This window comes from Arthrobacter sp. sptzw42 (assembly GCF_059089685.1).
In genome coordinates this window covers 36,423-59,433 of the sequence record NZ_JBNHEX010000011.1, presented here as the reverse complement: position 1 = coordinate 59,433, position 23,011 = coordinate 36,423, and the positions used below count along the sequence as shown (strand labels likewise).

Sequence of the window (23,011 nt, the reverse complement as noted above, 5' to 3'; positions counted from 1 at the left end):
TCTATCACTTAACGGGCGTTTTCCTCGGACGCTCTCTCACTTACCGTCGCTAAACAGCAAACCCTCCTTCACAGCCTGTGAAGGAGGGTTTGTGCGCTTCCGGTCAGGCGAAGTAGACGCCGATCCGGTTGCCGTCAATGTCCTCGATGCGGATATCGATGTCGTACACGTCGCGGAGCATGTCCTGCTGCATGATCTGCCGGGGGCTGCCTTGATGGACCAGGCGGCCGTCCTTCATGGCCAGGATGGTGTCCGAGTAGCAGGACGCGAAGTTGATGTCATGGACCACCAGGACGATGGTCTTCCCGAACTCGTCAGCCAGCCGGCGCAGGAGCCGCATCATCTCCACGGAGTGCTTCATGTCCAGGTTGTTCAGCGGCTCATCCAGGAGCAGGTACTGGGTGTCCTGGGCCAGCACCATGGCGATAAAGGCCCGCTGGCGCTGGCCGCCGGAAAGTTCGTCCACGAACTTGTCCGCCATGGGGGTCAGGTCCAGGTGCGCAATGGCCTCCTCCACCTTGGCAAGGTCCTCCACCGTGGGCCGTCCCCCTGAGTGGGGGAACCGGCCAAAAGCCACGAGGTCCCGGACCGTGAGCCGCATGGTCAGATGGTTTTCCTGGCGCAGAATAGCCATGGTCCTGGCCAGTTCCCGGCTGTCCGTGGAGGCGATGTCCAGCCCGGCCACCGAAACAGCACCTGTCTCGAGCGGCTGCAGCCTGCTGATCAGCGAGAGCAGGGTGGATTTCCCAGCCCCGTTGGGACCGATGATGGAGGTTATGCCGCCCTGCGGGATCACGCAGCTGACGTCATCCAGGACAGCCTGGCCGCCGTAGCTCTTGGAGACGTTGCTGACCGCGATGGTCATCGAAGGGCCCCTTTCAGGAGGAGGTAGAGGAACAGGATGCCGCCGGCGAACTCGATAACCACGCTCAGGGCGGTGCTGAAGCCAAAGACCTGCTCCAGGAGCAGTTGCCCGCCTACCAGGGCGACGGCCCCGATCAGCACCACAATGGGCAGCAGCCAGGCATGGCTGAAACCGCGGCACAGCTGGTAGCCCAGGCTCACCACCAGCAGCCCGAAGAACGTCACGGGCCCCACCAGCGCGGTAGACACTGCCACCAGCAGCGAGCAGCCCAGCAGGACCCGCATCACCACCTTCCGGTGGTTCACCCCCACGTTGATGGCAACGTCCCGGCCCAGCGCCAGGACGTCCAGGGTGTGGCGGGCACGCCAAACAAAGGTGCAAACAGCGGCAACGATGACCGCCGAGACGCCCAGCAGCGCGGGATCGACGTTGTTGAAACTTGCGAAGAACAGGTCCTGGAGGATGATGAACTCGCTGGGCTCCATCAGCCGCTGCAATAGCGAGGACAGGCCGCGGAACAGGCTGCCGAGAATGACGCCAACCAGCAGGAGCAGGTGGAGGGAGCGGGTGGCGCCGGTGAACATCCAGCGGTACAGCAGCGCACTGAACGCCACCATCAGCAGCACTTCGGCGCCGAACTGCAGCGTGGGCGGGGCGGCCACCACCGCCGCGGCCCCCAGGGTGAAGGCCAACGCCGTCTGCACCAGGATGTACAGCGCATCGAAGCCCATGATGGACGGCGTCAGGATACGGTTGGCGGTGACGGTCTGGAACAGCAGCGTGGACACGCCCACTGCGACGGCCACCAGCAGCATGGCGGCAACCTTGGTGGCGCGGCGGGGCAGGATGTAGCCCACGTTGCCCTTGAGTTCGAAGAACAGGAACAGGCAGACGACGGCGGCAGCGGCCACGAGCAGGACGCCCAGGACCACACGCGGTGAGGCCCTGCGGACGCCGGCCAGGAGCCCGCGCGGCCCTCCCGCCGTCGGACTCGTGACGCCCGTCCCCTTGTCCGGCGGCAGCAGTGTTGTGCTCTCAGGCATTGCGTTTCCTCAAAATCAGGGCGAGGAAGAGAACACCGCCCAGCACGGACATCACCATTCCCACGGGAACCTCGTAGGGGTAACGGATGGTCCGGCCGATGATGTCGCAGACCAGCACGAACGCGGCCCCGAACAGGGCAGTCCACGGCACGGCGCGGCGAAGGTTGTCGCCGAAGATGAGGGACACCATATTGGGCACTACCAGGCCCAGGAAAGGAACGGCGCCTACGGTGGTCACCACAACCGCGGAGATCAGCGAAACGATGATCAGCCCCAGCCGCATGGTCCGGCCGTAGTTCAGGCCGAGGTTGGTGGTGAAGTCCTGGCCCATGCCGGCCACGGTGAAGCGGTCAGCGGCGAGCAGGCCCAGCAGCATCAGGACGGCGACGATCCACAGCAGCTCGTACCGGCCCCGAAGGACGCCGGAGAAGTCGCCGATCATCCAGTTGCTCAGGGTCTGCAGCAGATCGTAGCGGTAGGCGAAAAATGTGGTGACGGCGGCGATGACACCGCCCAGCATGATGCCCACCAGCGGGATGAGCAGGGTGTTGCGGGCGGGCAGCCGCCGCAGGATGGCCAGGAAGAGCGCGGTCCCCAGCAACGCGAAGGCACTGGCTACCAGCATCTTCACCAGCACCGGGGCCTGGGGGGCGAAGACGGTGACCACCAGGATCCCCAGGGTGGCAGACTCAACCGTTCCCACCGTGGAGGGCTCCACAAAACGGTTCCGGGCCATGAGCTGCATGATTAGCCCGGCGACAGCCACCGCCATCCCGGCGAGCAGCACTGCGAGAGTGCGTGGAACCCGGGATATCCAGAAGATTTCGACCGTGGCTGCGTCCCCGGCCAGCAAGGCGGGAAGCGAAACGTCGCTGACGCCCACGAACATGCTGGCAACGGCGAGCGCAAGGACGGCAACAACAGCCGCAGCCAGGCCTGCACTGTGGCGGGCCTGGCTGTGGCGTGCCGGCGCCAGGGGGCGCACGGCGGTGGCGGTCATTGGCGGTTCAAGCTTCGGAAGCGGGCGCTAAGCAACAGAGTCGGCGACGGCATCCACCATGGCCTTGACGTTGTTCAGCCCGTAGCCCACGATGTACCAGCCGGCGGGGTCAAGGCTGATGACCTTGTTGTTCTTGGCGGCATTGGTTGACTGGACCAGTTCGTTGTCCAGGATGGGGTTGGCTGTGGCGCCTTCGGTGCCTACCGCGGTGTCGCGGTTGATCACGTAAAGGATGTCCGGGTTTGCCTGCTTGATGTACTCGAAGGAGATGGCCTCGCCGTGGCTGCCCTCAACCTTCACGTCAGCGGCGGTGGGCACGCCCAGGACGTCGTGGATGATGCCGAACCGCGAACCTGCGCCATAGGCCGTCACCTCACCGCCGGAGGTCAGGACGATCAGGCCCTTGCCGGCATTGGAGGCCTTCGCTTTGGTCTCGGTAATGGTGGCGTCCACTGCGGCCAGCTTTTCTTCCACTTCCGAGGATTTGTCGAAGATGGTCCCGAGTTTTTGCGCCTGAACCTTGAAGCTCTCCAGCGGCTGGGCCGCATCAACGGACAGGTCGATGGTGGGAGCGATCTTGCTCAGTTCCTCATAGGCCCCGGCGGTCCGGCCGGAGATGATGATGAGGTCCGGGTCCCCGGCGCTGACGGCCTCGAAGTCGGGCTCCTTCAGGGACCCGATCTTGGTGTACTTCGCATCCGAGTACTTTGACAATGCTTCGGGGTAAGCGGCTTCAGGTACGCCTGCCGGCTCAACGCCCAGCGCGTCCAGGGTGTCCAGGATGCCAAGGTCGAAGGTGAAGACCTTCTCCGGGTTCACGGGCACGTTGGCGGTGCTGCCCTGGGCGTGCTCCACCGTGATGGTGGCCGCTTCCTTCGCGGGGGTCGCCGTCGCGCTTCCTCCGCAAGCGGTGACGGTCAAAAGAGCCGCTCCCGCCGCCAGTGCCCCCAGGTAGCTCGACAGCTTCTTCTTCACGTTCTTCTCCGCTCGGCTAATACGTCACAACTTCGTTGCCTAATAATCCCAGAGCCTATAAGTAAGGAAAGGCTAACTTCAAAACGCCGGCCGCCGCAGCGGGTCATAAGTGAGCGAGATCACACGAACGACGCCGGCACTCGGGTGAGTGCCGGCGTCGTGACTGCAGAAGGACCGCCGGAAAGCGGCAGAACCTGCGCTAGGGTTTCCGAAAAAGCCGCAGGAAGTGAGAACGGGTCAGGCGGGGGTCCGGGCGACCTCCGCCTGCCGTTCCTCCACCAGGGTGGAGACGGCATTGAACAGCGGGTGCCCGGGTTCCAGTCCGGTGATCCGCCCGGTTGCCTCTGCCGGGCTGGCCGAGGCAAGAATGCCGGCCAGCTCTGTTGCTTCGGAATCTGCGGGATCGTTGAAGCGGAGCGCAGCGGCAATGGCGCCAAGTAATGCTTCCGGCACCACACCCCGCTCAGCCAGTTCGGCGGCAGGGCCGATGAAGCGTTCGTGCCGGCTCAGCTTCCGCAGCGGGGCCCGGCCTACCCGGTTTACCGTGTCCGGCAGGTGCGGATTGGAGAACCGCCCCAGGATTTTCTGGACATAGGCCTCCTGTTCGTTGTTGTTGAAGCCGTGCTTTGCCACCAGGAGTTGCTTGGTTTCTTCCAGGACCGCCCGGACGTCCTCGGCCACGTCCTGGTCCGCCATGGCGTCTGAGATTTTCTCCAGGCCGGCCTCGAAACCGAAGTAGGCGGCCGACGCGTGGCCGGTGTTCACCGTAAACAGCTTCCGCTCGATGTAGGGCGCGAGCTCATCCACGAACGTGGCGCCCGGAATTGCCGGGGCGGCACCGGCAAAAGCAGTCCGGTCGATGACCCATTCATAGAACGTCTCCACGGTGACGTCCAGGCCCTGCCCGGCCTCCTGGTTGGGGACGATGCGGTCCACGGCCGTGTTGGCGAAGACCGCACGTCCTTCCAGGGCGCCGGCGGCGGCCTCCGGACGGGAGGCCACCTCCTCGGCCAAGATATCGGTGGCGTTAATGGCGTTCTCGCAGGCCATGACCTGCAGGGGGGCCAGCCCGGCATCCCTCGCGGCGATGCCCCTGGCGATGACCGGTGCCACGAACTTCAGGACGTGCGGCCCCACTGCCGTAGTGACGATGTCCGCCGTCGCGATTTCGGCGATGAGCTCCGCTTCCTGGGTGTTGGAATTCAATGCCCGGAAGTTGCTCACCAGCCGCTTGGTGGGCTCCTCCCCCACCTCGTGGACGGCGTAGCTGTCCGCCTTGGCGAGCTGGTTGATGAGTTCCTCGGCGACGTCGGCGAACACCACCTCGTAACCTGCGTCATGCAGGAGGAGTCCCACAAAGCCGCGCCCGATGTTTCCGGCCCCGAAATGTACAGCCTTCACTATGCGTTGACCTTTCCGAAGAGCTCCAGGACCTCGTCCTCGGACGTGGCGGCCTCCAGCCGGGCCACCTGTTCCTTGTTGGTAAAGACCTTCGCGATGGAGGACAGGATGTGCAGGTGCTCGTTGTTGATACCGGCGACGCCCACCACGAACTTGACCTGCTTGCCGTTCCAGTCAATGCCTTCGGGATACCGGATCACGGACACCGCAGACTTCCGGATGTGGTCCTTCGCGGCGTTGGTGCCGTGCGGGATGGCCAGGAAGCTGCCCATGTAGGTGGACACGGACTGCTCGCGCTCGTGCATGGCCCGCACATAGTCCTCATCCACCGCACCGCGGGCCAGCAGGAGCCGGCCGGCTTCGTCAATGGCGGCGTCACGGGTTGTGGCCGTCCCGCGGAGGACGACGCTCTCGCGGGCCAGGATTTCGGACGTTCCGTGGGCTGGGACTTTGGTAGCGGATGCTCCGGCGGCGGTCCCGGCGGCGGCCGCTCCGGTTGCTGCACCCGCTGCTGATCCGCTTGCCGGTCCCGTTGCGGAGGCCCCGCCGGGCGTTCCCGCACCGGCGTCCGGACCTTCCGTTGCCACGGACCCCTCAGTGTTGCTCTCCCTGACCAGCTCAACGATTTCGTCGTAACGCGGGCTGCTCATGAAGTTGTCCACGGAAAAGTGGACTGCGCTGGACGTCGCCGGTTTGGCGCGCTCCGTCAGGTCCTGGTGGGTGATCACAACGTCATAGTCATCCTTGAGATTGGCGATGGAGGCGTTGGTGACCTTGACGTCCGGGAAGCCGGCAGCCTTTATCTTGTTGCGCAGCACCGAGGCGCCCATGGCACTCGAGCCCATGCCGGCGTCGCACGCGAACACGATGTTCTGGACCGGACCTGCCAGGACGCCAACCCCGCCGCCTGTGGCAGCACCTGCACCGGCGCCCGCCAGGGTGGAGGCAACCGAGCTCTTCTTGCCCTTCATCTGCTCCATCCTGGAGGTGGCGGCGTTCAGGTCGCCTTCGTCGCTGTGCTTGGTGGTCTTCATGATCACCGAGGCCACCAGGAAGGACGCCGCCGTGGCCAGCAGGACCGCCAGGATGACGCCCAGGTAGCTGTCGCGGGAGGTTTGGGCGAGCACCGCGAAGATGGAACCGGGTGCTGCGGGGGCAACCAAGCCGGAGCCCGTGATGGCCAGCGTGGCAATGCCCGTCATGCCGCCGGCGATGGCGGCGAGGATAAGCAGCGGACGCATCAGGACGTACGGGAAGTAGATCTCGTGGATGCCGCCGAGGAAATGGATGATGGCGGCACCGGGAGCGGAGGCCTTGGCGGCGCCGCGGCCGAAGAACATGTAGGCCAGCAGGATGCCCAGGCCGGGGCCGGGGTTTGCCTCCAGCAGGAACAGGATGGACTTGCCCTGCTCCAGCGACTGCTGGACGCCCAGCGGGGTCAGAACGCCGTGGTTGATGGCGTTGTTAAGGAAGAGGACCTTGGCCGGCTCGATGAAGATGCTGGTGAGCGGCAGCAGGCCGTTGTCCACCAGGAACTGGACCACATTTCCGGCTCCGGTGCTGAAGGCCTGGACCACCGGCGCAACCGCGTAGAAGCCGACCAGGGCCAGCAGCGCGCCCCAAATCCCGGCGGAGAAGTTGTTGACCAGCATTTCGAAGCCAGGGCGGATCTTGCCGTCCCAGATCGAATCGATCTTTTTCATGGTCCAGCCGCCCAGCGGGCCCATGATCATGGCGCCGATGAACATGGGGATGCCGGCACCCACAATCACGCCCATGGCTCCAATAGCGCCCACGACGCCGCCGCGGACGTCGTAGACCATCCTGCCGCCGGTGTAGGCGATCAGGAGTGGCAGCAGGTACGTGATCATTGGGCCCACGAGGCCGAGGTTTTTCACGCCCTCGGCGTTGTTTCCCCACCCACCGAGCTCCGGAACAGGCAGCCAGCCCTTTTCAATGAAGAGGGCTGTGATGATGCCCCAGGCGATGAAGGCGCCGATGTTGGGCATGATCATTCCGGACAGGAACGTCCCGAACTTCTGGACGTGTACCCGCGCACTGGTGCGGGGTTTTGCAACTGTCTCTGTTGCCATGTGATTTCCTAACCGTCATTCCCGCTGCTTCGCAGGATGGTCCGATGATTACGACGACGTGCTGGTGGAACTGGGTGGCGCTTCTCAGCCGGCAGGGCCGGTGGAGATGCGGTGCAGCCATTCCAGGAAGAGCTTGAGTTCCGAGCTGGAGAGCTGGTCCGAGTGCGAGGCCTGAAGTGCGGCATTCAGGGCAATCGCTGCCACCACCACCGAGGATTTCCCGGTATCGCCCGGAGCCGCGCCGGAGGGCTCGGCGGACACCGCAAAAATCATGGCGTCCCGGGTCATGGTGGACAGTTCGAAGTTCCGGTCAGCGGCGGGTTCCGCAATCAGCATCAGCGTCACGCCCACGTTGGCCGCCAGGATGGACCTGGCCGCTTCCCGGGGCTGGACGTTCAGCTGGCCCGCCACCGCTGCCTTGTTCAGCATCTCCTCCATCAGCGCCTCGGCATCGGCAACGATGACGGGGCGGCTCTCCGGTCGGATGTTGCCGAACATCACCAGGTACAGCTCCGGCTGGTTCAGCCCGAACTGGACATGGTTGTCCCACATTCTCCGGATGTCCTCGAGCGGATGTCCGGAGGGGGCGAAATCCCTTTCGCCTGCAACATACTCTTCAAACCCTGCGGCGACGACGGCGTCGAACAGACCTTCCTTGTCACCGAAGTGGTGGTACAGCGTGGGAGCGCTTACCCCTGCCAGCTGGGTGATCTGGCGAGTGGAGACCGGGGCTCCCGCAGAGTTTGCCAGCAATTCCGCCGCGGCACGGAGCAGCCGCATTTTGGGGGGAAGCTGGCCATCCAAACTCATAACCGCTACCCTAGCACCTATAGCATTGCTATATGAACTGAATCACATACAATTTTTTCAGGCACGTTTACCGCTTCCGGACGTAGCAGTCCTCCGGCGGAACGGCATGGCGCCGGACGTATCGGCGGGGCCTGGCAAACCGGCAGAGAATGAGGACCTTCAGTGCAGAACTTCCCAGGAGTAGGCGTCAGTCCAGGCCGCGTTATCGGCACCGTACGGCAGATGCCTAAGCCCATCAGCGAACCTCCGGCCGGTGAGCAACTGGCGCCGGATACCACTGCGGAGGAAGCCACAGCAGCCCTGAAGGCGGCGTCCCAGGCCGTGCACGACGAACTCAAGGCACGGGCCGCCCACGCCACCGGTGACGGCAAGGCCGTCCTTGAAGCCACGGCGTTGATGGCCAAGGACACGATGCTCATCAAAGGTGCCGCCAAGCTCATCGCCCGGGGCGTCTCCGGCGAGCGTGCCATCTGGGAGTCCGGTTCCTCCGTCTCGGAAATGCTGCTCAACCTCGGCGGCTACATGGCCGAGCGTGCCACCGACGTCCTGGACGTCCGCGCCCGCATCGTCGCCGAACTTCGCGGTGTTCCTGCCCCCGGCATCCCTGCGTCCGGCACCCCCTTTGTCCTGGTCGCGGAGGACCTGGCACCGGCCGACACCGCCACCCTGGACCCCAACAAGGTCCTGGCCCTCGTCACCTCGGGCGGCGGCCCCCAGTCCCACACCGCCATCATCGCCCGCTCCCTGGGCCTTCCGGCCGTCGTTGCCGCCGTCGGCGTCGATGAACTTCCGGACGGCACCGAAGTGTACGTGGACGGCGCCGCCGGCAGCATCACCTCCGAGCCCGATGAGTCCCTGCGGGCATCAGCGGAGGCGTGGGCGGCAACGGCCTCCCTGCTGGCCGAGTTCAGCGGAACGGGCGCGACGGCGGACGGCCACCTGGTGCCGCTGCTCGCGAACGTGGGCGGCGGCAAGGATGCCCAGGCCGCGGCAAAACTCGGCGCCCAGGGTGTAGGCCTCTTCCGCACGGAGTTCTGCTTCCTGGAGCGGGACACCGAACCCTCCGTGGAAGAGCAGGCCGCTGCCTACAAGAGTGTTTTCGACGCCTTCCCGGGCAACAAGGTGGTCCTGCGCACGCTCGACGCCGGCGCCGACAAACCGCTCCCCTTCCTGACCGACTCCACTGAGCCCAATCCAGCCTTGGGCGTACGGGGTTACCGCACAGACTTCACCACGCCCGGCGTCCTGGACCGGCAGTTGGAAGCCATCGCACTGGCCGAACAGCAGTCCGACGCGGATGTGTGGGTCATGGCCCCCATGATTTCGACGGCGGAAGAAGCTGCCCGCTTTGCCTCGATGTGCGTCTCCGCCGGCATCAAGACCCCGGGCGTGATGGTTGAGGTTCCCTCGGCAGCCCTGACGGCCGAAGCAATCCTTCGCGAAGTCGGCTTCGCCAGCCTGGGCACCAACGACCTCACCCAGTACGCCATGGCCGCGGACCGCCAGCTCGGACCGCTCGCGAACCTCAACACCCCGTGGCAGCCGGCTGTCCTGCGGCTGGTGGGGCTGACTGTGGAGGGATCACGTGCCGAGGGCAACAACAAACCTGTAGGCGTGTGCGGCGAGGCAGCCGCGGACCCGGCCCTCGCCGTCGTCCTCACCGGCCTGGGCGTGAGCACCCTGTCCATGACGGCCCGGTCCATTGCCGCCGTCGCCGCGGTGCTCAAGACCGTCACCCTGGAGGAAGCGCAGCAGCTGGCCAAGCTTGCACTGTCCGCCCCCAGCGCCACCGAGGCGCGGGCGTGGGTGCGCGAAAAGCTGCCGGTCCTGGAGGAACTGGGCCTCTGACGCCTGCCCCCCGCGCGCCTGCTCCTGCGGCGGCCGCGGGGGTTTTCCGTCAAGCCGTTACGCCGAACCCGTCCACCGCCCGGACCCAACCGCTGATGGCCTGGGCCGCGGTTTCCGGTGCCGTGTGCTGGAAGACGTGGCCCTGGCCCAGGATTTCGGCCATCGTTCCCTGGGGTGCAACCTCTGCCAGGTGTGCGCACCAGGGCCGGCGGGCTATGGGGTCCTTGGTGCCGCGGAGCACCAACACCGGTTGGGTCACCCCGGCCACCCGTTCCTCCATTGGGTACGCCATCATCACCGCCAGCTCCGTGAGGTACCAGCGAAGGCCGGCCCGAAGGTAGTCGCCAAATACAATGGCGTTGGAGGTCAGGGACTCCCTGAACATCGCGTCGCGGGTCAGCGCCATTGCCTGCCGGGCAACCGACTTCCTGCTGGTTTCCACCACCGGACCCATCAGCACAATGCCGGCCACGCGCTCAGGTTCCTGCCGCGCCAGTTGCACTGCGAACTGCGTGCCCATGGAATGCCCCACCGGCACGTACGTGTGAACTCCAGCTTCCGCCAGGACGGCGCTCACGAACGCCGCGTACTCCTCAACCTGGAGCTGGCGACCTGGGTTCGAGGACTTTCCGAAGCCGGGAAGATCAAAGGAGTAGACGTCGGCTTCCTCTGCCAGCTCCTGATGCAGCCGGGCGAGGTAGCGGTGTGAGACGCCGATGCCGTGCAGCAACACGAAGGTTGGCCGCGCTCCATTCCCCGCCTCATGGACGGAGGAGTAAAGCCTTCCCTGCAAACCGCCGGATTCAACGTCCCGGCCACCAGATAATGCCATCCAGCGAGCATACAGCCGGAGCGCCCGGCCCACCGGGATGCCGGAGCGCACCGGTAGGCTGGGTCCATGGCACTGATTGCTCCGAGAATGGCCGGCGCCCTTCCGCCGGAGGAGGCTGTGAAGCTCCAGCAGGCTTTGGCAGGCAGCGACGACATCACCGTTTTCGTGGACGGCACTGTCCACCGCCTGCCGCCCCTGGCGAGGGACGCCGTCGTCGACCTCCTGCAGCGGTTCAGCCGGGGTGAAGCGGTGACCGTGAGCAGCGTAGAGGAAATGTTGACCACCTCCAAGGCTGCAGAACTGGCGGGAATCTCGCACACCTATCTCCGCAACATGACGGACCGCGGAGAGATCCCCGTGGAGTACCGCGGCAGTCACCGGCGGATTCCTCTGGCGGCCATCATGGCGTGGCTGGAGGGGCAGAAGAAGGACAGGCAGAAAAAGGCCGCTGCGGAACAGGCAGCCGGCAACGGCTGATTCCAGCTAGATCCGGGGCCGGAGAACCCAGCGGCGCATCTTTAGGGCTGCGTGCAGTTCCAGTCGTGGCAGTCCCTTCAGCGGATCCACGCCCAGCAGTTGCCGGATCCGGCCCAGCCGGTTGTAGATGCTGCTGCGGTGCAGGTGGAGTTTTTCGGCCACGTCCTGGACGGAGCCGTCGTTGTCGTACAGCAGTTCCAGGACCGGAATCAGCTCGCCGTTGCGGTCGTGGTCCTCGAGCAGGCGGAAGTACACGGAACCGGAGTCAGCCCAAGCACTTGCCCCTCCCCCGGCAGACGCCAGCAACTGATAAACGCCGGTAGACCTGCAGTCCACCAGTTCCCCAAGCTGCGGATCCACGGCAGCGGCCTGGGCAGCCACTTTTGATTGCCGGTAGGCCTCGGCAAGTTCCCGCGGCCTCGCAAACCCTTCGCTGAGCCCCAGGATGACGCGGTGCACGGGCCGGCCGGAGCGCTTGGCCAGCTCCAGCTGGTAGTGCACCAGGACCTGCGCATGGTTGGCCCGGCCCAACGACTCACGGAACAGCACCACCGAGTGGGTTTCCGTTCCGGCGCTGAAGAGGGCTGCATCCACGCCGATGGTGGCCTGCAGCGCAGCTGAACGGTGAATCAGGGTCGAGGCGATGGGGTCTGGTCCGCCCGCCCATCCGTCGGCGTCGAGTACTGTGACCATCTGCCACGGTCCGCGGCCCTGGACCTCCTTCCACCCTGCCACTGCCGCCACCGCGTTCGCTTCCCCGGCACACGCAGCCAGGAACTCACGCTCACGGCCCCGCCGGAACTCGGACTCGGCTGTGTTCGAGTCAAGCAGCAGCCCTGACAGGGTTTCCAGCTCGTGGGCGACTGCAGGCAGCTGGGTGAGGATCGCCGTCGGATTTTCCTCCGCCGAGTCCTGCTGCACCCAGAGGTAGCCCACGCGGAACCCCCGGACCATCAGAGGAACGCAAACGCGGCCCAGCATGCCCAAGTGCGGGTTCGCGGGAACCACCACCGGCCGCACTGCCGTGGCAATGCCGTGGGACAGCTGCCAGGCGCTGACGTCCGCCGGCACCTTCTTGCTGAGCAGGAAGTTCACGCGCACGCGGTCGGCATGGGACTGGTTGGAGCTGTAAGCCAGCAGTACGCCGTCGAGGTCCTCCAGGGACAGGCCGCGGCCCAGCTTCTGCGCCACTTGTTCAACCAGTTGCTCCACGCCCTGCTGCATGCGCCAACATTACTGCTTTTGGGGCGCGGTGACTGAACGGACAAGAGGCGACACTTGACGCTTCGCAGTTGGACAAATGTCGAGCGCAGCAAGCAAGATTCCGCAGAATGGCAGGGTTTTTCTGCCAGCCCTCGGAGGGAACTATGTCGGTTGGCTCACAAAGCGGACTTATCGTGGAAGCACAGAATCCTTCCGCACTTTCCGGCCTACCGGCCGAGAACCTGGAGCCCACGATGATCATCGGTGTCCCCAAAGAAATCAAGAACAACGAATTCCGGGTGGCCATCACTGCTGCCGGTGTTCACGAGTTCCGCACCCACGGCCACACGGTGCTGGTGGAGCGCGGGGCAGGACTCGGCTCGGGCATCACCGACGAGGAGTACGCCATTGCCGGCGCCGAAATCGTCAACGACGCCGATGACGTCTGGGCCCGCGCGGACATGGTTATGAAGGTCAAAGAACCGATCAAGGCCGAATACTCCCGCTTCCGCAAGGGCCTGATCCTCTTCACCTACCTCCACCTCGCCGCCGAGCCCGAGCTCACCCGCGAACTCATCAACTCGGGCGTCACCGCCATCGCCTACGAAACCGTTCAGGAAGGCCGCACCCTTCCGTTGCTGGCCCCGATGTCCGAGGTAGCCGGCCGGCTCTCAGTGCAAGTGGGTGCCGCTTCCCTTATGGCCCCTGCCGGTGGCAAAGGCGTGCTGCTCGGCGGAGTCCCGGGCGTCCGGCCCGCCAAGGTGGTTGTCCTGGGTGCCGGAGTTGCGGGAACCAACGCCGCCGCCATGGCGCTGGGCCTCGGCGCCGACGTCACCATCCTGGACATCAACATCAACCGCCTGCGCGAACTGGACGCCCAGTACCAGGGGCGGCTGAAGACCGTGGCGTCCAACAAGTACGAAATTGAAAAGTCCGTAGTGGACGCGGACCTGGTGATCGGCTCCGTCCTGATCCCGGGCGCCAAGGCCCCCAAGCTGGTAACCAACGACCTCGTTGCCCGCATGAAGCCCGGCTCGGTTCTCGTCGACATCGCCGTGGACCAGGGCGGCTGCTTCGAGGACACCCGCCCCACCACGCACCAGGAGCCCACCTACAAGGTCCACAACACGATCTTCTACTGCGTGGCCAACATGCCTGGCGCTGTGCCCAACACGTCCACCTACGCACTGACCAACGTGACCCTGCGCTACGCCGTTTCGCTGGCCAACCTCGGCGTCAAGGCCGCGTTCGACCGCGACCCTGCCCTCGCAGCCGGCCTGAACATAGCCGCCGGCCACGTCGCCCACCACTCCGTCTCCGAGGCACACGACCTGCCGCTCGTAGCGGATTGGCACGAACTGGTCTCGGCGTAAGTTCAAGTTCCGCTGTGCGGAATGGCACACATCCTCTGCGTGCTGGTGGTTAGCTTCGGGCCGCAGACAGTTCCCTTGCTTGTTCTATTAACTTGAGGACCTCTACTGGTTCTGCTGGGTCGACCGGCAGGGGCAGGGGCGACTTTGCTCCTCCGCCCAGGAATTTGTCCGCCAGCAGCCGGTAGAACTCCGGGTAGGCGCCGCGTTCGGTGGGCAGGGCATCCAGATGGCCGTCACGGCCCAGGAGGCCCGCCCACTCGGGCGCTTCCTCGCCGTACTCAGCGTCGAGGGGACTGCCGCCCGCGGCTATGTAAGGTTCCTGCGGGTCCACCCCGTTCTTGGTGAAGGCACCTACAGAGCCGAGGACGCGGAACCTGGGTCCCTGCTGGGCACAGAGCATGTTCATGGTGAGGTGGCTCAGAACCCCCGAGTGGTGCCGCAGCACCAGGAACACGTCGTCGTCGGCCCGTTCATCCGCGCGCCGGGCTTTCAGCTCGGCATGGACCACAGTGGCGGGGCCGAACAGAAGGAGCGCCTGATCAATCAGGTGGCTGCCGAGATCGAACAGGACTCCCCCGCCATCCGCAGCGGTTGCGTGGGCCTTCCAGGTCTTGGTTATGGCGGGGGACCAGCGCTCGAACCGCGATTCGAAGCGGCTCACCTTTCCAAGTGCCTGCACTGCCAGAAGTTTTTGGAGCGTCAGGAAGTCTCCGTCCCACCGCCGGTTCTGAAACACCGTCAGCGCCCGGCCCAGTTCCTGGGCGAGGGCAATAAGCTCCTGCCCTTCGCCGCTGGTCACCGTGAAGGGTTTGTCCACCACCACGTCCAGCCCGGCCTCAAGTGCCGCCTTCGCCAGCGGGTAATGCGTAGCCGGCGGGGTGCCAAGCACCACCAGGTCAAGGTCAGCCGCGCGCGCGAGGACAGCGGCGCCGTCGTGCACTGTCCTCACGCCGGGGTAGCGGGCCGTGGCTGCCTTCTGCCGGTCCGGGTTAGACGTGGCGATGACATCCAGCGAGTAGTTGCGGTCCGCCGCGATCAAGGGCGCATGGAAGACGCTTCCGGACAGGCCGTAGCCGACGACGGCGGTGCGAATGGTGCGTGGAGCGGCGGAGTCAGTCATAGGGCTACGGTACCCCCGCGCACTGTCGGCGGGATCTGGCGCGTCAAAGGTGAGAGAGCGCCGCAGGGAAACTTGCGTTAAGTGGGAGAGCGTGGGAGGAAAAGCCGCGTTAAGTGGGAGAGCGCCGCAGGAAAACCCGCGTTAAGTGGGAGAGCGTATGAGAAACGGCGAAGGCCGGCATCCCTGATGTTTCAGGAGGTGCCGGCCTTGCCGTACTGCCTATAGTGGATTTGTCTTCCAGCCGCGGGTTGTTACTTCTTTTCCCAGCCGAGGGTGGTCCAGTCCGGAACCTGGGACAGGCTCTGGAAAAGGGACGGGCCGTAGTTGGCCAGGCCGGTGCGGACGAACGAGATCTGCGGGCCATTGAATACCACGCCCATGGAGTAGTACTTCTCCATGTGCTCCTTTTCAACTTCCATGGCAGCCTTGTTCCGCTCGGTGTTGTCCTCGATGGAGGCGAGGTCGGCGATCTTCTTGTCCAGCTCGGCGTCACCAAGGCCGTTCTCGTTGACCGCTGAATCGTAGTACTGCTTGACTGCGGACGTGGCGTCCGCGCCGACGGTGTAGCCAGAGATGCTCAAGTCGAACTCACGCGAGCCAAGGACCTTGCCGAAGTCGGCCGACGCGCGCTGGTCGATGCCGACATCCATGCCGCCGGCCTGGAGCTGCTTCTGCAGGGTCTGGGCAACCGCCAGGGTGGTCGGGTCGTCACCGAAGTTGCTGATCTTGAAGGCAGCCGGCTTGCCGTCCTTTTCCATAATGCCGTTGGCGTTCGCCGTGTAACCGGCGTCCGTCAGTACCTTCTTGGCAGCGTCCGGACCGGTTTCCTTGACGGGGTAGTTGTCCTGGTAGTACTCGGAGAAGGGCAACAGCATCATGGACCCTGAGCTGGGCTCCTCCCAGTTCAGGCCGTTGAACCGCACCTTGCGGAGGGCCTCACGATCGACGGCGGCGAAAATTGCCTTGCGGACAGCTACGTCGGTGATGCGCTGGGCGTTCAGGTTCAGGCCGCCCGCAAACAGGCGCTGGCCACGGCGGACCTCAGAGTCCTTGGTGCCTTCCAACTGCTTGTACAGGGACACCGTGTTGGCGGACACGCCGTCGATCTCGCCGTTCTTGAAAGCGGCGATCTGCGCGCTGGTTTCCAGCTGGCGGAAGACGACGGTTTCCAGGACCGGCTTGTTGCCCCACCACTTTTCGTTGGGCACCAGGCTTACCGTCTTGGCTGCTGTGTCGTACTGGTCCACCTTGAACGGGCCGGCCATCCACTCCGAGTGCATTTCACCGTTGAAGCCCTCATTGAAGATTTGGGGGCTGTTCACGGCGGGGTGGATCAGGCCAAAGAACAGGTCCTCCAGCGGATACACCGGCTGGCTGGTCTTGACGATGACTTCCTTGTCGCTGCTTCCTGCCTCGACAGATTCCACAAATTCGTACGAGCCAGACGTGACGATGTCGTAACCGGCATCCGGGCTCTTCAGGATGTTCCAGGTGTTCTGGAAAGCCTTGACATCGATGGGGGTGCCGTCGTTGTAGGTGGCCTTTTCGTTGACCTTGATGGTGATGGTCTGTTTGCCATCCTTGACTTCGTTCTTAACCTCCTCGCAGAAGTCCTTGTTGGGCGTTGCCTTGCCTTCGAAGTTCACCTTCCAGCAGCCACCGATGCCGCCGCCAGAGACGCCAACAGGATTGATGGGGGCCATCAGCGCGGAGGTGTCCGCGCTGTTGCCGTTGTTGGAGAAGCCATTGAAGTCCGGGCCGATGTTGCCCAGCGGAAGGGTGACCTTGCCGCCCTGTTCAAGATCTGCAGCGGGCTTTTCGTTGATGCTGATGAGCTTGGACAGGTCGCTGCCTGCCTCCTGGCCCTTTGCCGTTTCCGGCCCGGTAGCCCCGCCGCCACCGCCGCCGCCGCCGCAGGCAGTCAGCGCCAGCGCAGCGGCGATAGCCGCCGCCCCGCCGATCTTGTTCAGATTCCTCATGGTGTTCCCCTTCATTGATGCGAGTGTGATGCTGGTGATGGGTCGAAAAAACTTAGGGTGCATGGTGGTCCGCCGAGTCATGGACTACCAGCATGTCCTCGTCCAGTTCCCCGTCCGGGAAGAAGCAGGCGAAGCGCTGATCAAGATCCGGCAGCGGATGCGCGGACAGGGCCTGGGCCGCTGCTGAGTGAACCACGGGTTCCAGCGAAGGCTCCAGGGTGAGGCACTTTTCCTGCTTGGCCGGCGGCAGGGCCGCGAACACGGGGCACCGGGTGGCGAAGTTGCAGCCCTTGGGAGCATCCAGCGGTGAGGGCAGGTCGCCCCGCAGGATGATGCGCTCCCGCGTCCGCTCCACCTGCGGGTCCGGCACCGGGATAGCCGAGAGCAGGGCACGGGTGTAGGGGTGGCGGGGGTTATCGAACACGCGGTCCACTTCCCCGATCTCCACGATCTTGCCCAGGTACATCACCGCCACACGGTTGGAGATATGCCGGACCACGGAGAGGTCGTGCGCCACCATCAGGTAGCTAAGGCCCAGCTCAGCACGGAGCTTGTCCAGGAGGTTGATGACCCCTGCCTGAACGGAAACGTCAAGGGCGGAGACGGGTTCGTCCAAAACCACGAGTCTCGGGTTTACGGCAAGGGCGCGGGCAATGCCCACGCGCTGGCGCTGTCCGCCCGAAAACTGGTTGGGGAAGCGGTTGACGTGGTCCGGCTGCAGGCCCACCAGCTGCATGAGTTCCATAATGCGCTTCTTGATGGCCTGCTTGTCCATGCCGGCGTTCTGCAGCGGCTCAGCGAGCACCTCATACACCGTGAACCGCGGATCCAGTGCACCGGTGGGGTCCTGGAAGACCATCTGGAGTTCGCGGCGCATTGCCGTCTTGGCCCTGGCATCGGCTGCTTTCTTGTTGCTGATGCCGCCGATCACCACCTCGCCGTCCTGGTCCTTGTGGAACTCCATGATTTCCAGCAGGGTGGTGGTTTTTCCGGAGCCGGACTCTCCCACGATCGAAAAGCACTCACCCTCGCGGATGTCGAAGCTGACCCCGTCCACGGCCTTGACGGTGCCAATCCTGCGCTTGAGCAGTGCGCCCCTGGTCAACGGGAAGTGTTTGCGCACGTCCTTGAGCTCCAGGACAGCTGTGCGCTCCCCGCGGGGAATGGCATCAAAGCGGGACACCGGCACCGGCGGAGCGGAAAAGACGTCGCGGACGTCCACGTCACCGCCCAGGGCCCCGGATTTGATGCAGGCGGCGCGGTGAAGGGCGCTTCCCGGTACTGGTGCCAGCGCAGGTTCGCCGTCCAGGCAGGCCTCGGAGGCCAGCGGGCAGCGGGGCGCAAACGAACAGCCGGTGGGGGTGTGGATCAGGTTGGGCGGCATGCCCTCGATGGGAACCAGCGATGACTTCTCCGCAACGTCAACGCGCGGCACAGCGCCGAGCAGGCCCATGGTGTAGGGCATCCGCGGGTTGTAGTAGATGTCATCCACCGCCCCTGTCTCCACAGGCTTGCCGGCGTACATCACCATGATGTCGTCTGCCATGCCGGCCACCACGCCCAGGTCGTGGGTGATCATGACGACGGCGGCACCGGTCTCCTCCTGCGCGGTATGCAGCACCTCCAGCACCTGGGCCTGGATGGTGACGTCCAGTGCCGTCGTCGGCTCGTCAGCGATGAGTACCCGCGGGTTGTTGGCGATCGCGATGGCGATCATGACGCGCTGGCGCATGCCGCCGGAGAATTCATGCGGGAAGGCCTTCAGCCTGTCCTTGGGGCTGGGGATGCCGACCATGGCCAAAAGCTCGACGGCGCGGGCTTCTTTTGCCTGCTTGCTCATGGCGGGGTTGTGGATGGAGAGTGCTTCCACGATTTGGGTACCCACGGTATAGACCGGTGTCAGGGATGACAGAGGATCCTGGAAGACCATGGCCAGTTCGTTGCCGCGGTACGCGCACATGGCTTTGTCGCTAAGGCCCAGCAATTCCTTGCCCTTGAGCCGGACGGATCCGGAGATATCGGCCGTGGCGGGAAGGAGGCCCATGATGGCCAGTGACGTGACGGACTTGCCCGAGCCGGATTCACCCACAATGCCCAGTGTCTTCCCGGGCAGGAGGTCGAAGTCGACTCCCCGGACGGCGTGGACTACGCCGTTCTCGGTGTTGAAGCGGACGTTCAGGTCCCGCACGGACAGGATTGCGTCCGTGGGGGCGTGCAGGCCTTGGACGTGCAGCCGCTCCGCTGTTGGCTGGGGCTGCCCGGCGGGCCCGGCGGCAATTTCGCTGCTCATGAGGACTTCCCCTTGACTCGGGTTTTCAGGGCACGCTGTCTTTTGGCGCTTCCACTGGAGCTGGAGCTGGGGTCGAAGGCGTCACGCAGGCCGTCATTCATCATGGCGAGCGACCCCGTGAGCAGGAACATCACGGTCAACGGCACCCAGAACATCCAGGGGAAGGTCTGCACCTGCGAGGTGGCGCCGCCAATGAGGACACCCAGGCTGACGTCCGGAACCTTGATGCCGATGCCGATGAAGGAGAACGCGACTTCCGCAAGGATGGCCCCGGTAACGCCGCGGGTGATGTCCAGGACCAGCAGGGACCCGATGTTGGGCACCAGGTGCCGCCAGACGATCCGGCGCGGCGGAACGCCCATGTACTGGGCGGCCTTGACGTAGTCCCGCTGCATGAGGGACATAGACAGCGACCGGATCAGCCTGGCCGTGCCCATCCAGCTGAAGACCAGCAGCACGATGATCAGCAACAGCCATGAGGGCAGGTCCCGCTTCAAGCCCTCACCTCCGCCGCTGGTGGCCACCGCCACCACCAGCAGCGCCGGCATCATGATGAGCGCTTCAAGGATGAAGAGCATCACCTTGTCCACCTTGCCGCCGAAGTAAGCCATGGTGCAGCCGTAGACCGCGGCAATGAGGACGGAGACCAGACCCACGATCAGGCCGATCAGGATGGAGATCCTGGTGCCTTCCACCGTCATGGCGTAAAGGTCGATGCCCGCCTGGGACGTTCCCAGGTAGTGCTCGGCGGAGGGAGGCATGCCGATGTTGAACGGGTCGATGGTTTCCTTGTCCCACTGGGTTAAGAAGCCACCGACGAAGGAGAAGACGGTGAGGGCCAGGAAGATGGCCAGGCCCGCGACGGCTGTCCTATTGCGCATGAAGCGGCGGAAAATAATGGTGTTCTTGCCGATGATGGCGTCGGCGTTTTCCAGGTGCGCGTCCTGCGCAACGGCCGCCGGATCGACGGCATTGAGGTTGGTCATGGCTACTGCACCCGCACTCTCGGGTCAACGAGGGTGGTGGCGAAATCAGCCAAAATGGCCCCCAGGGCGAAAATTACGGAACCGTAGGCCAGCGTGGCAGTGGCGGCATTGACGTCCTGCAGCGAAATGGCGTCGATGCTCCACGAACCCACACCGGGCCAGGCAAAGATCTTCTCCGCGAAGAAGCCGCCGGCAAAAATGGCCGGGATGGTGAAGGCAATGCTCTGGGCCACCGGAATGAACGAGACCCGCAGTGCGTGCCGGGAAATCGCCTGGTTGCGGGTGAGCCCCTTGGCCCGCGCGGTTCGGACAAAGTCCGCGTTGACGTTGTCCAGGAGGTACTGCCGCTGTGCGATCTGGTAGGAACCCCAGCCCACCAGCGTGATGGCAACGGTTGGAACAGCGTAGTGCGCCAGCATGTCCACAAACTGCGCCCAGCCGGGCTCCACTCCGGGCGTGGAAATTCCGGTGACAAAGAAGATGCGCTCCCCCACCGTCTCATTGATGCTGATGGCACCAAGCTGCACCAGGAAGTACGCAATCGGGGCAGGCACAATATAGGCGAGGTAGCTGTAGGACGTGATGGCTCGGTCCTGGAACTTGTACTGCCGCGCTGCCGAATAAACCCCGAGTGCCACACCGATGACGAGCGTCAGGATGATGGAGGCCAGGAAGAGCCGGGTGGAAATCCACACCCGGTCCCCGAACTCGGCGTTGATGAAGGCCCCGTTGGGGCTGCGGCCCCAGTCCCATCGGGTGACAATGGCCGTGAGCCATTCCACGTAGCGTTCCCACGGGCTCAGGTCCGGGTCCAGGCCCTTGAGCCGCATCGAGTTCGCCACCTGTTCCGGGGTGGGGCGGGGAATGCGTTCCTGTTCAAGCAGCGCGGGCTTGAGGGAACTGACCGCCAGGAAGTAACCGGCCGAGGTGGTCAGGAAGATCATAAAAACGTACGTGATGCCGCGCTTCGCGAGGTACCTGAGCATGGCCTAGTTTTGCTTCGCCGCCGGCAGCTGGACGATAAGGGCCCGCGGTGCGGGCAGGCTGGCCAGGCTGTTAGGCAATTCAACAATCACGTGCTGGATCCTTCCGTTCTCCCCGGGTCGGCGGGGGTTGTGCCGCTTCACCGGGTCCTCTGCCAGCGGATAACTGACTCCCGCAGCCTTGCAGGCCCTGCCCTTGTGGACTATGTCGCGGGTCACATTCCAGAGGAAACTATCACAAGGCGGCGCCCGAAATGGACGCCTGATGGCTAAACCCACCCACGCGTATCAGATCGTTATGAATATTTTTGTAAAATCAGTTTGACCGTAAGCCAGGAAACCGATCGACGTAACCTACGCGGCGGTGACAACGCGTGTAACAAGCTCCTTCCAAGAGTCACTAAGCCGGCTTTCTGCCACTCCATGCACCCGGACCAGGTTCAATAGCCGCTCTGGAGCCAACGTGGCCCCGAGGGCACGCGCCATTAGCCAAGGGTCAGCCGTGAAGCCCTCCTGGGCGAGGAGCAGTTCGATGTGGCGGTACCAAAGGACAGCAGCGGGAACTTCACTGCGGCCCCGCGAGGCGTTCTCTGCGGCAAGGGCCAGATCACCAAACTCCATGATGTAGGCAATGCGTTCAGTGCCGAAGGCAACGAGGCGTTCCAGTCCCGGGGCGCCCGGGCCCAGAGGTGGAGGGCCGAACATAAAGCGCGCCTGGAAGGCAGCCTCGGACTCGCTTAGAAGGGTGAGCATGAGTCCGGCCCTGCTGCCAAAACGGCGAAAAACAGTACCTTTGCCCACCCCGGCGTGCTCGGCGAGCCGGTCCATGGTGAGCCCCTCTGCCCCGCACTGCCCAATCAGGTCGCGGGCCGCCTTCAGCAAGCGCTCCCGGTTCCGCGCGGCATCGCTGCGTTCCACCGCCTCGCCGGTGGATGCGGGGGGATGCATTGGGATGAAGGTCACAGTCAATATTCTAGACCCCGGGAATAAGAAACGGACCGTAGTCCGTTTAGATTGGGTGAAGGCGTAAAGAGCCTCAGTTGTCACCGGTTGGCGGTCCCCTCCCGCCTCCCCTACCCAGGAGTTCCCATGACCAAGAGCACTGTACTTACCCTCGTCGGCAGCCTCCGCGCTGAATCCACCAACCAGAAGCTGGCCGAAGCAATCCAGCTGAATGCGCCGGAGCAGATGGACGTTGTCATCCACGAAAACCTGGGAAACATTCCCTTCTACAACGAGGACATCGACGTCGAAGGCCAGGTTCCCGCAGCCGCTGCCGCCCTGCGCGCTGCAGCCAACGGCGCCGACACACTCCTCCTGGTCACGCCCGAGCACAACGGCACAGTTCCTGCAGCCCTGAAGAATGCCATCGACTGGCTGTCCCGCCCCTTCGGCGCGGGCGCCCTCGCCGGCAAGCCCACCGCCGTCGTCGGCACTGCCTTCGGTCAGTACGGCGGTGTCTGGGCCCAGGACGAGGCGCGGAAGGCAGCAGGAATCGCCGGCGCCCAAATCCTCGAGGACGTCAAGCTCGCAGTGCCCGGATCCATGGTCCGCTTCGCTGAACTCCACCCGAAGGACGACGCCGAGGTCGTTGAGCAGATCAAGGGCGTCTTCGATGCCCTCGCAGCTGCCCAGCCTGCCGCATAATCAAGCTGCCGCGGTGCCCGGTACGGACCTTCGTACCGGGCATGCTGCTTTAAAAAGCAGCGTCGTCCCTTCCGCCAGGACTGCGC

20 protein-coding genes are annotated in these 23,011 nt (G+C 64.5%); 4 read left to right on the top strand and 16 right to left on the bottom strand.

Annotated elements, in window-relative coordinates; all coding sequences use genetic code 11:
• Positions 1–103: 103 nt before the first annotated feature.
• The 7 genes from AC5RT4_RS13880 to AC5RT4_RS13850 all read right to left on the bottom strand — a co-directional run bounded on the left by AC5RT4_RS13880 (position 104) and on the right by AC5RT4_RS13850 (position 8,187).
• Complete coding sequence (locus AC5RT4_RS13880; protein WP_494106110.1) at positions 104–865, bottom strand: iron ABC transporter ATP-binding protein; 762 nt, start codon at positions 863–865, stop codon at positions 104–106.
• Positions 862–1,908, bottom strand: a complete 1,047-nt coding sequence (locus AC5RT4_RS13875; protein WP_494106109.1) for an iron chelate uptake ABC transporter family permease subunit — start codon at positions 1,906–1,908, stop codon at positions 862–864. Before AC5RT4_RS13875 ends, AC5RT4_RS13880 begins: the two co-directional genes overlap by 4 nt.
• On the bottom strand, positions 1,901–2,908 hold the full coding sequence (locus tag AC5RT4_RS13870) for an ABC transporter permease (protein WP_494106108.1): 1,008 nt from the start codon (positions 2,906–2,908) through the stop codon (positions 1,901–1,903). Before AC5RT4_RS13870 ends, AC5RT4_RS13875 begins: the two co-directional genes overlap by 8 nt.
• Positions 2,909–2,935: 27 nt before the next feature.
• The gene (locus AC5RT4_RS13865) at positions 2,936–3,883 is read right to left on the bottom strand and encodes a siderophore ABC transporter substrate-binding protein (RefSeq protein ID WP_494106107.1); all 948 of its coding nucleotides are present in this window, start codon (positions 3,881–3,883) and stop codon (positions 2,936–2,938) included.
• 237 nt (positions 3,884–4,120) lie between these two features.
• Positions 4,121–5,284, bottom strand: a complete 1,164-nt coding sequence (locus AC5RT4_RS13860) for a mannitol-1-phosphate 5-dehydrogenase (protein ID WP_494042349.1) — start codon at positions 5,282–5,284, stop codon at positions 4,121–4,123.
• On the bottom strand, positions 5,284–7,377 hold the full coding sequence (locus AC5RT4_RS13855) for a PTS mannitol transporter subunit IICBA (RefSeq protein WP_494106106.1): 2,094 nt from the start codon (positions 7,375–7,377) through the stop codon (positions 5,284–5,286). The genes AC5RT4_RS13860 and AC5RT4_RS13855 overlap by 1 nt, the downstream gene beginning before the upstream one ends.
• Before the next feature lie 84 nt (positions 7,378–7,461).
• Positions 7,462–8,187, bottom strand: a complete 726-nt coding sequence (locus tag AC5RT4_RS13850; RefSeq protein ID WP_494106105.1) for a TetR/AcrR family transcriptional regulator — start codon at positions 8,185–8,187, stop codon at positions 7,462–7,464.
• Positions 8,188–8,349: 162 nt separating this feature from the next.
• Here AC5RT4_RS13850 and ptsP point away from each other — a divergent pair, with 162 nt between their 5' ends.
• Positions 8,350–10,035, top strand: a complete 1,686-nt coding sequence (gene ptsP, locus AC5RT4_RS13845) for a phosphoenolpyruvate--protein phosphotransferase (RefSeq protein ID WP_494106104.1) — start codon at positions 8,350–8,352, stop codon at positions 10,033–10,035.
• Positions 10,036–10,084: 49 nt separating this feature from the next.
• Here the strand turns inward: ptsP and AC5RT4_RS13840 are convergent, their stop codons facing one another.
• Positions 10,085–10,867, bottom strand: coding sequence for an alpha/beta fold hydrolase (locus tag AC5RT4_RS13840; RefSeq protein WP_494042353.1), 783 nt, complete (start codon positions 10,865–10,867; stop codon positions 10,085–10,087).
• 66 nt (positions 10,868–10,933) lie between these two features.
• On the opposite strand from AC5RT4_RS13840, the gene AC5RT4_RS13835 reads away from it, so the two are divergent.
• On the top strand, positions 10,934–11,344 hold the full coding sequence (locus AC5RT4_RS13835; RefSeq protein WP_494042354.1) for a helix-turn-helix domain-containing protein: 411 nt from the start codon (positions 10,934–10,936) through the stop codon (positions 11,342–11,344).
• Between the two features lie 6 nt (positions 11,345–11,350).
• Here AC5RT4_RS13835 and AC5RT4_RS13830 read toward each other — a convergent pair whose 3' ends face one another.
• A complete protein-coding gene (locus AC5RT4_RS13830) occupies positions 11,351–12,568 on the bottom strand; it encodes a PucR family transcriptional regulator (protein WP_494106103.1) in 1,218 nt (405 codons plus the stop codon).
• A gap of 233 nt (positions 12,569–12,801) precedes the next feature.
• On the opposite strand from AC5RT4_RS13830, the gene ald reads away from it, so the two are divergent.
• Positions 12,802–13,920 carry an alanine dehydrogenase gene (ald, locus tag AC5RT4_RS13825; RefSeq protein ID WP_494106149.1) on the top strand — a complete coding sequence of 373 codons (1,119 nt, stop codon included), beginning with the start codon at positions 12,802–12,804 and terminating at the stop codon, positions 13,918–13,920.
• Between the two features lie 49 nt (positions 13,921–13,969).
• On the opposite strand, the gene AC5RT4_RS13820 is transcribed toward ald, so the two are convergent.
• The 7 genes from AC5RT4_RS13820 to AC5RT4_RS13790 all read right to left on the bottom strand — a co-directional run bounded on the left by AC5RT4_RS13820 (position 13,970) and on the right by AC5RT4_RS13790 (position 22,241).
• Positions 13,970–15,040 carry a Gfo/Idh/MocA family protein gene (locus tag AC5RT4_RS13820; RefSeq protein ID WP_494106102.1) on the bottom strand — a complete coding sequence of 357 codons (1,071 nt, stop codon included), beginning with the start codon at positions 15,038–15,040 and terminating at the stop codon, positions 13,970–13,972.
• Positions 15,041–15,291: 251 nt separating this feature from the next.
• Entirely contained in the window at positions 15,292–17,019 is a 1,728-nt protein-coding gene (locus AC5RT4_RS13815) for an ABC transporter family substrate-binding protein (protein WP_494042357.1), read from the bottom strand.
• A gap of 52 nt (positions 17,020–17,071) precedes the next feature.
• The gene (locus tag AC5RT4_RS13810) at positions 17,072–19,309 is read right to left on the bottom strand and encodes an ABC transporter ATP-binding protein (RefSeq protein ID WP_494106101.1); all 2,238 of its coding nucleotides are present in this window, start codon (positions 19,307–19,309) and stop codon (positions 17,072–17,074) included.
• Positions 19,306–20,295, bottom strand: a complete 990-nt coding sequence (locus AC5RT4_RS13805; protein WP_494042359.1) for an ABC transporter permease — start codon at positions 20,293–20,295, stop codon at positions 19,306–19,308. The genes AC5RT4_RS13810 and AC5RT4_RS13805 overlap by 4 nt, the downstream gene beginning before the upstream one ends.
• 2 nt (positions 20,296–20,297) lie before the next feature.
• Entirely contained in the window at positions 20,298–21,281 is a 984-nt protein-coding gene (locus tag AC5RT4_RS13800; protein ID WP_494042360.1) for an ABC transporter permease, read from the bottom strand.
• Between the two features lie 3 nt (positions 21,282–21,284).
• Positions 21,285–21,497: a hypothetical protein gene (locus tag AC5RT4_RS13795; protein ID WP_494106100.1), complete on the bottom strand. Its 213-nt coding sequence runs from the start codon at positions 21,495–21,497 to the stop codon at positions 21,285–21,287.
• 135 nt (positions 21,498–21,632) lie between these two features.
• The gene (locus AC5RT4_RS13790) at positions 21,633–22,241 is read right to left on the bottom strand and encodes a TetR/AcrR family transcriptional regulator (RefSeq protein WP_494042362.1); all 609 of its coding nucleotides are present in this window, start codon (positions 22,239–22,241) and stop codon (positions 21,633–21,635) included.
• Between the two features lie 126 nt (positions 22,242–22,367).
• On the opposite strand from AC5RT4_RS13790, the gene AC5RT4_RS13785 reads away from it, so the two are divergent.
• On the top strand, positions 22,368–22,925 hold the full coding sequence (locus AC5RT4_RS13785; protein ID WP_494106099.1) for an NAD(P)H-dependent oxidoreductase: 558 nt from the start codon (positions 22,368–22,370) through the stop codon (positions 22,923–22,925).
• Positions 22,926–23,011: the final 86 nt, after the last annotated feature.

Bases quoted from the DNA above. Each gene is read 5' to 3' on its own strand.
- AC5RT4_RS13880 (WP_494106110.1), bottom strand. From the start codon at position 865: ATGACCATCGCGGTCAGCAACGTCTCCAAGAGCTACGGCGGCCAGGCT.
- AC5RT4_RS13875 (WP_494106109.1), bottom strand. From the start codon at position 1,908: ATGCCTGAGAGCACAACACTGCTGCCGCCGGACAAGGGGACGGGCGTC.
- AC5RT4_RS13870 (WP_494106108.1), bottom strand. From the start codon at position 2,908: ATGACCGCCACCGCCGTGCGCCCCCTGGCGCCGGCACGCCACAGCCAG.
- AC5RT4_RS13855 (WP_494106106.1), bottom strand. From the start codon at position 7,377: ATGGCAACAGAGACAGTTGCAAAACCCCGCACCAGTGCGCGGGTACAC.
- AC5RT4_RS13850 (WP_494106105.1), bottom strand. From the start codon at position 8,187: ATGAGTTTGGATGGCCAGCTTCCCCCCAAAATGCGGCTGCTCCGTGCC.
- AC5RT4_RS13840 (WP_494042353.1), bottom strand. From the start codon at position 10,867: ATGGCATTATCTGGTGGCCGGGACGTTGAATCCGGCGGTTTGCAGGGA.
- AC5RT4_RS13835 (WP_494042354.1), top strand. From the start codon at position 10,934: ATGGCACTGATTGCTCCGAGAATGGCCGGCGCCCTTCCGCCGGAGGAG.
- AC5RT4_RS13830 (WP_494106103.1), bottom strand. From the start codon at position 12,568: ATGCAGCAGGGCGTGGAGCAACTGGTTGAACAAGTGGCGCAGAAGCTG.
- ald (WP_494106149.1), top strand. From the start codon at position 12,802: ATGATCATCGGTGTCCCCAAAGAAATCAAGAACAACGAATTCCGGGTG.
- AC5RT4_RS13820 (WP_494106102.1), bottom strand. From the start codon at position 15,040: ATGACTGACTCCGCCGCTCCACGCACCATTCGCACCGCCGTCGTCGGC.
- AC5RT4_RS13815 (WP_494042357.1), bottom strand. From the start codon at position 17,019: ATGAGGAATCTGAACAAGATCGGCGGGGCGGCGGCTATCGCCGCTGCG.
- AC5RT4_RS13810 (WP_494106101.1), bottom strand. From the start codon at position 19,309: ATGAGCAGCGAAATTGCCGCCGGGCCCGCCGGGCAGCCCCAGCCAACA.
- AC5RT4_RS13805 (WP_494042359.1), bottom strand. From the start codon at position 20,295: ATGACCAACCTCAATGCCGTCGATCCGGCGGCCGTTGCGCAGGACGCG.
- AC5RT4_RS13800 (WP_494042360.1), bottom strand. From the start codon at position 21,281: ATGCTCAGGTACCTCGCGAAGCGCGGCATCACGTACGTTTTTATGATC.
- AC5RT4_RS13785 (WP_494106099.1), top strand. From the start codon at position 22,368: ATGACCAAGAGCACTGTACTTACCCTCGTCGGCAGCCTCCGCGCTGAA.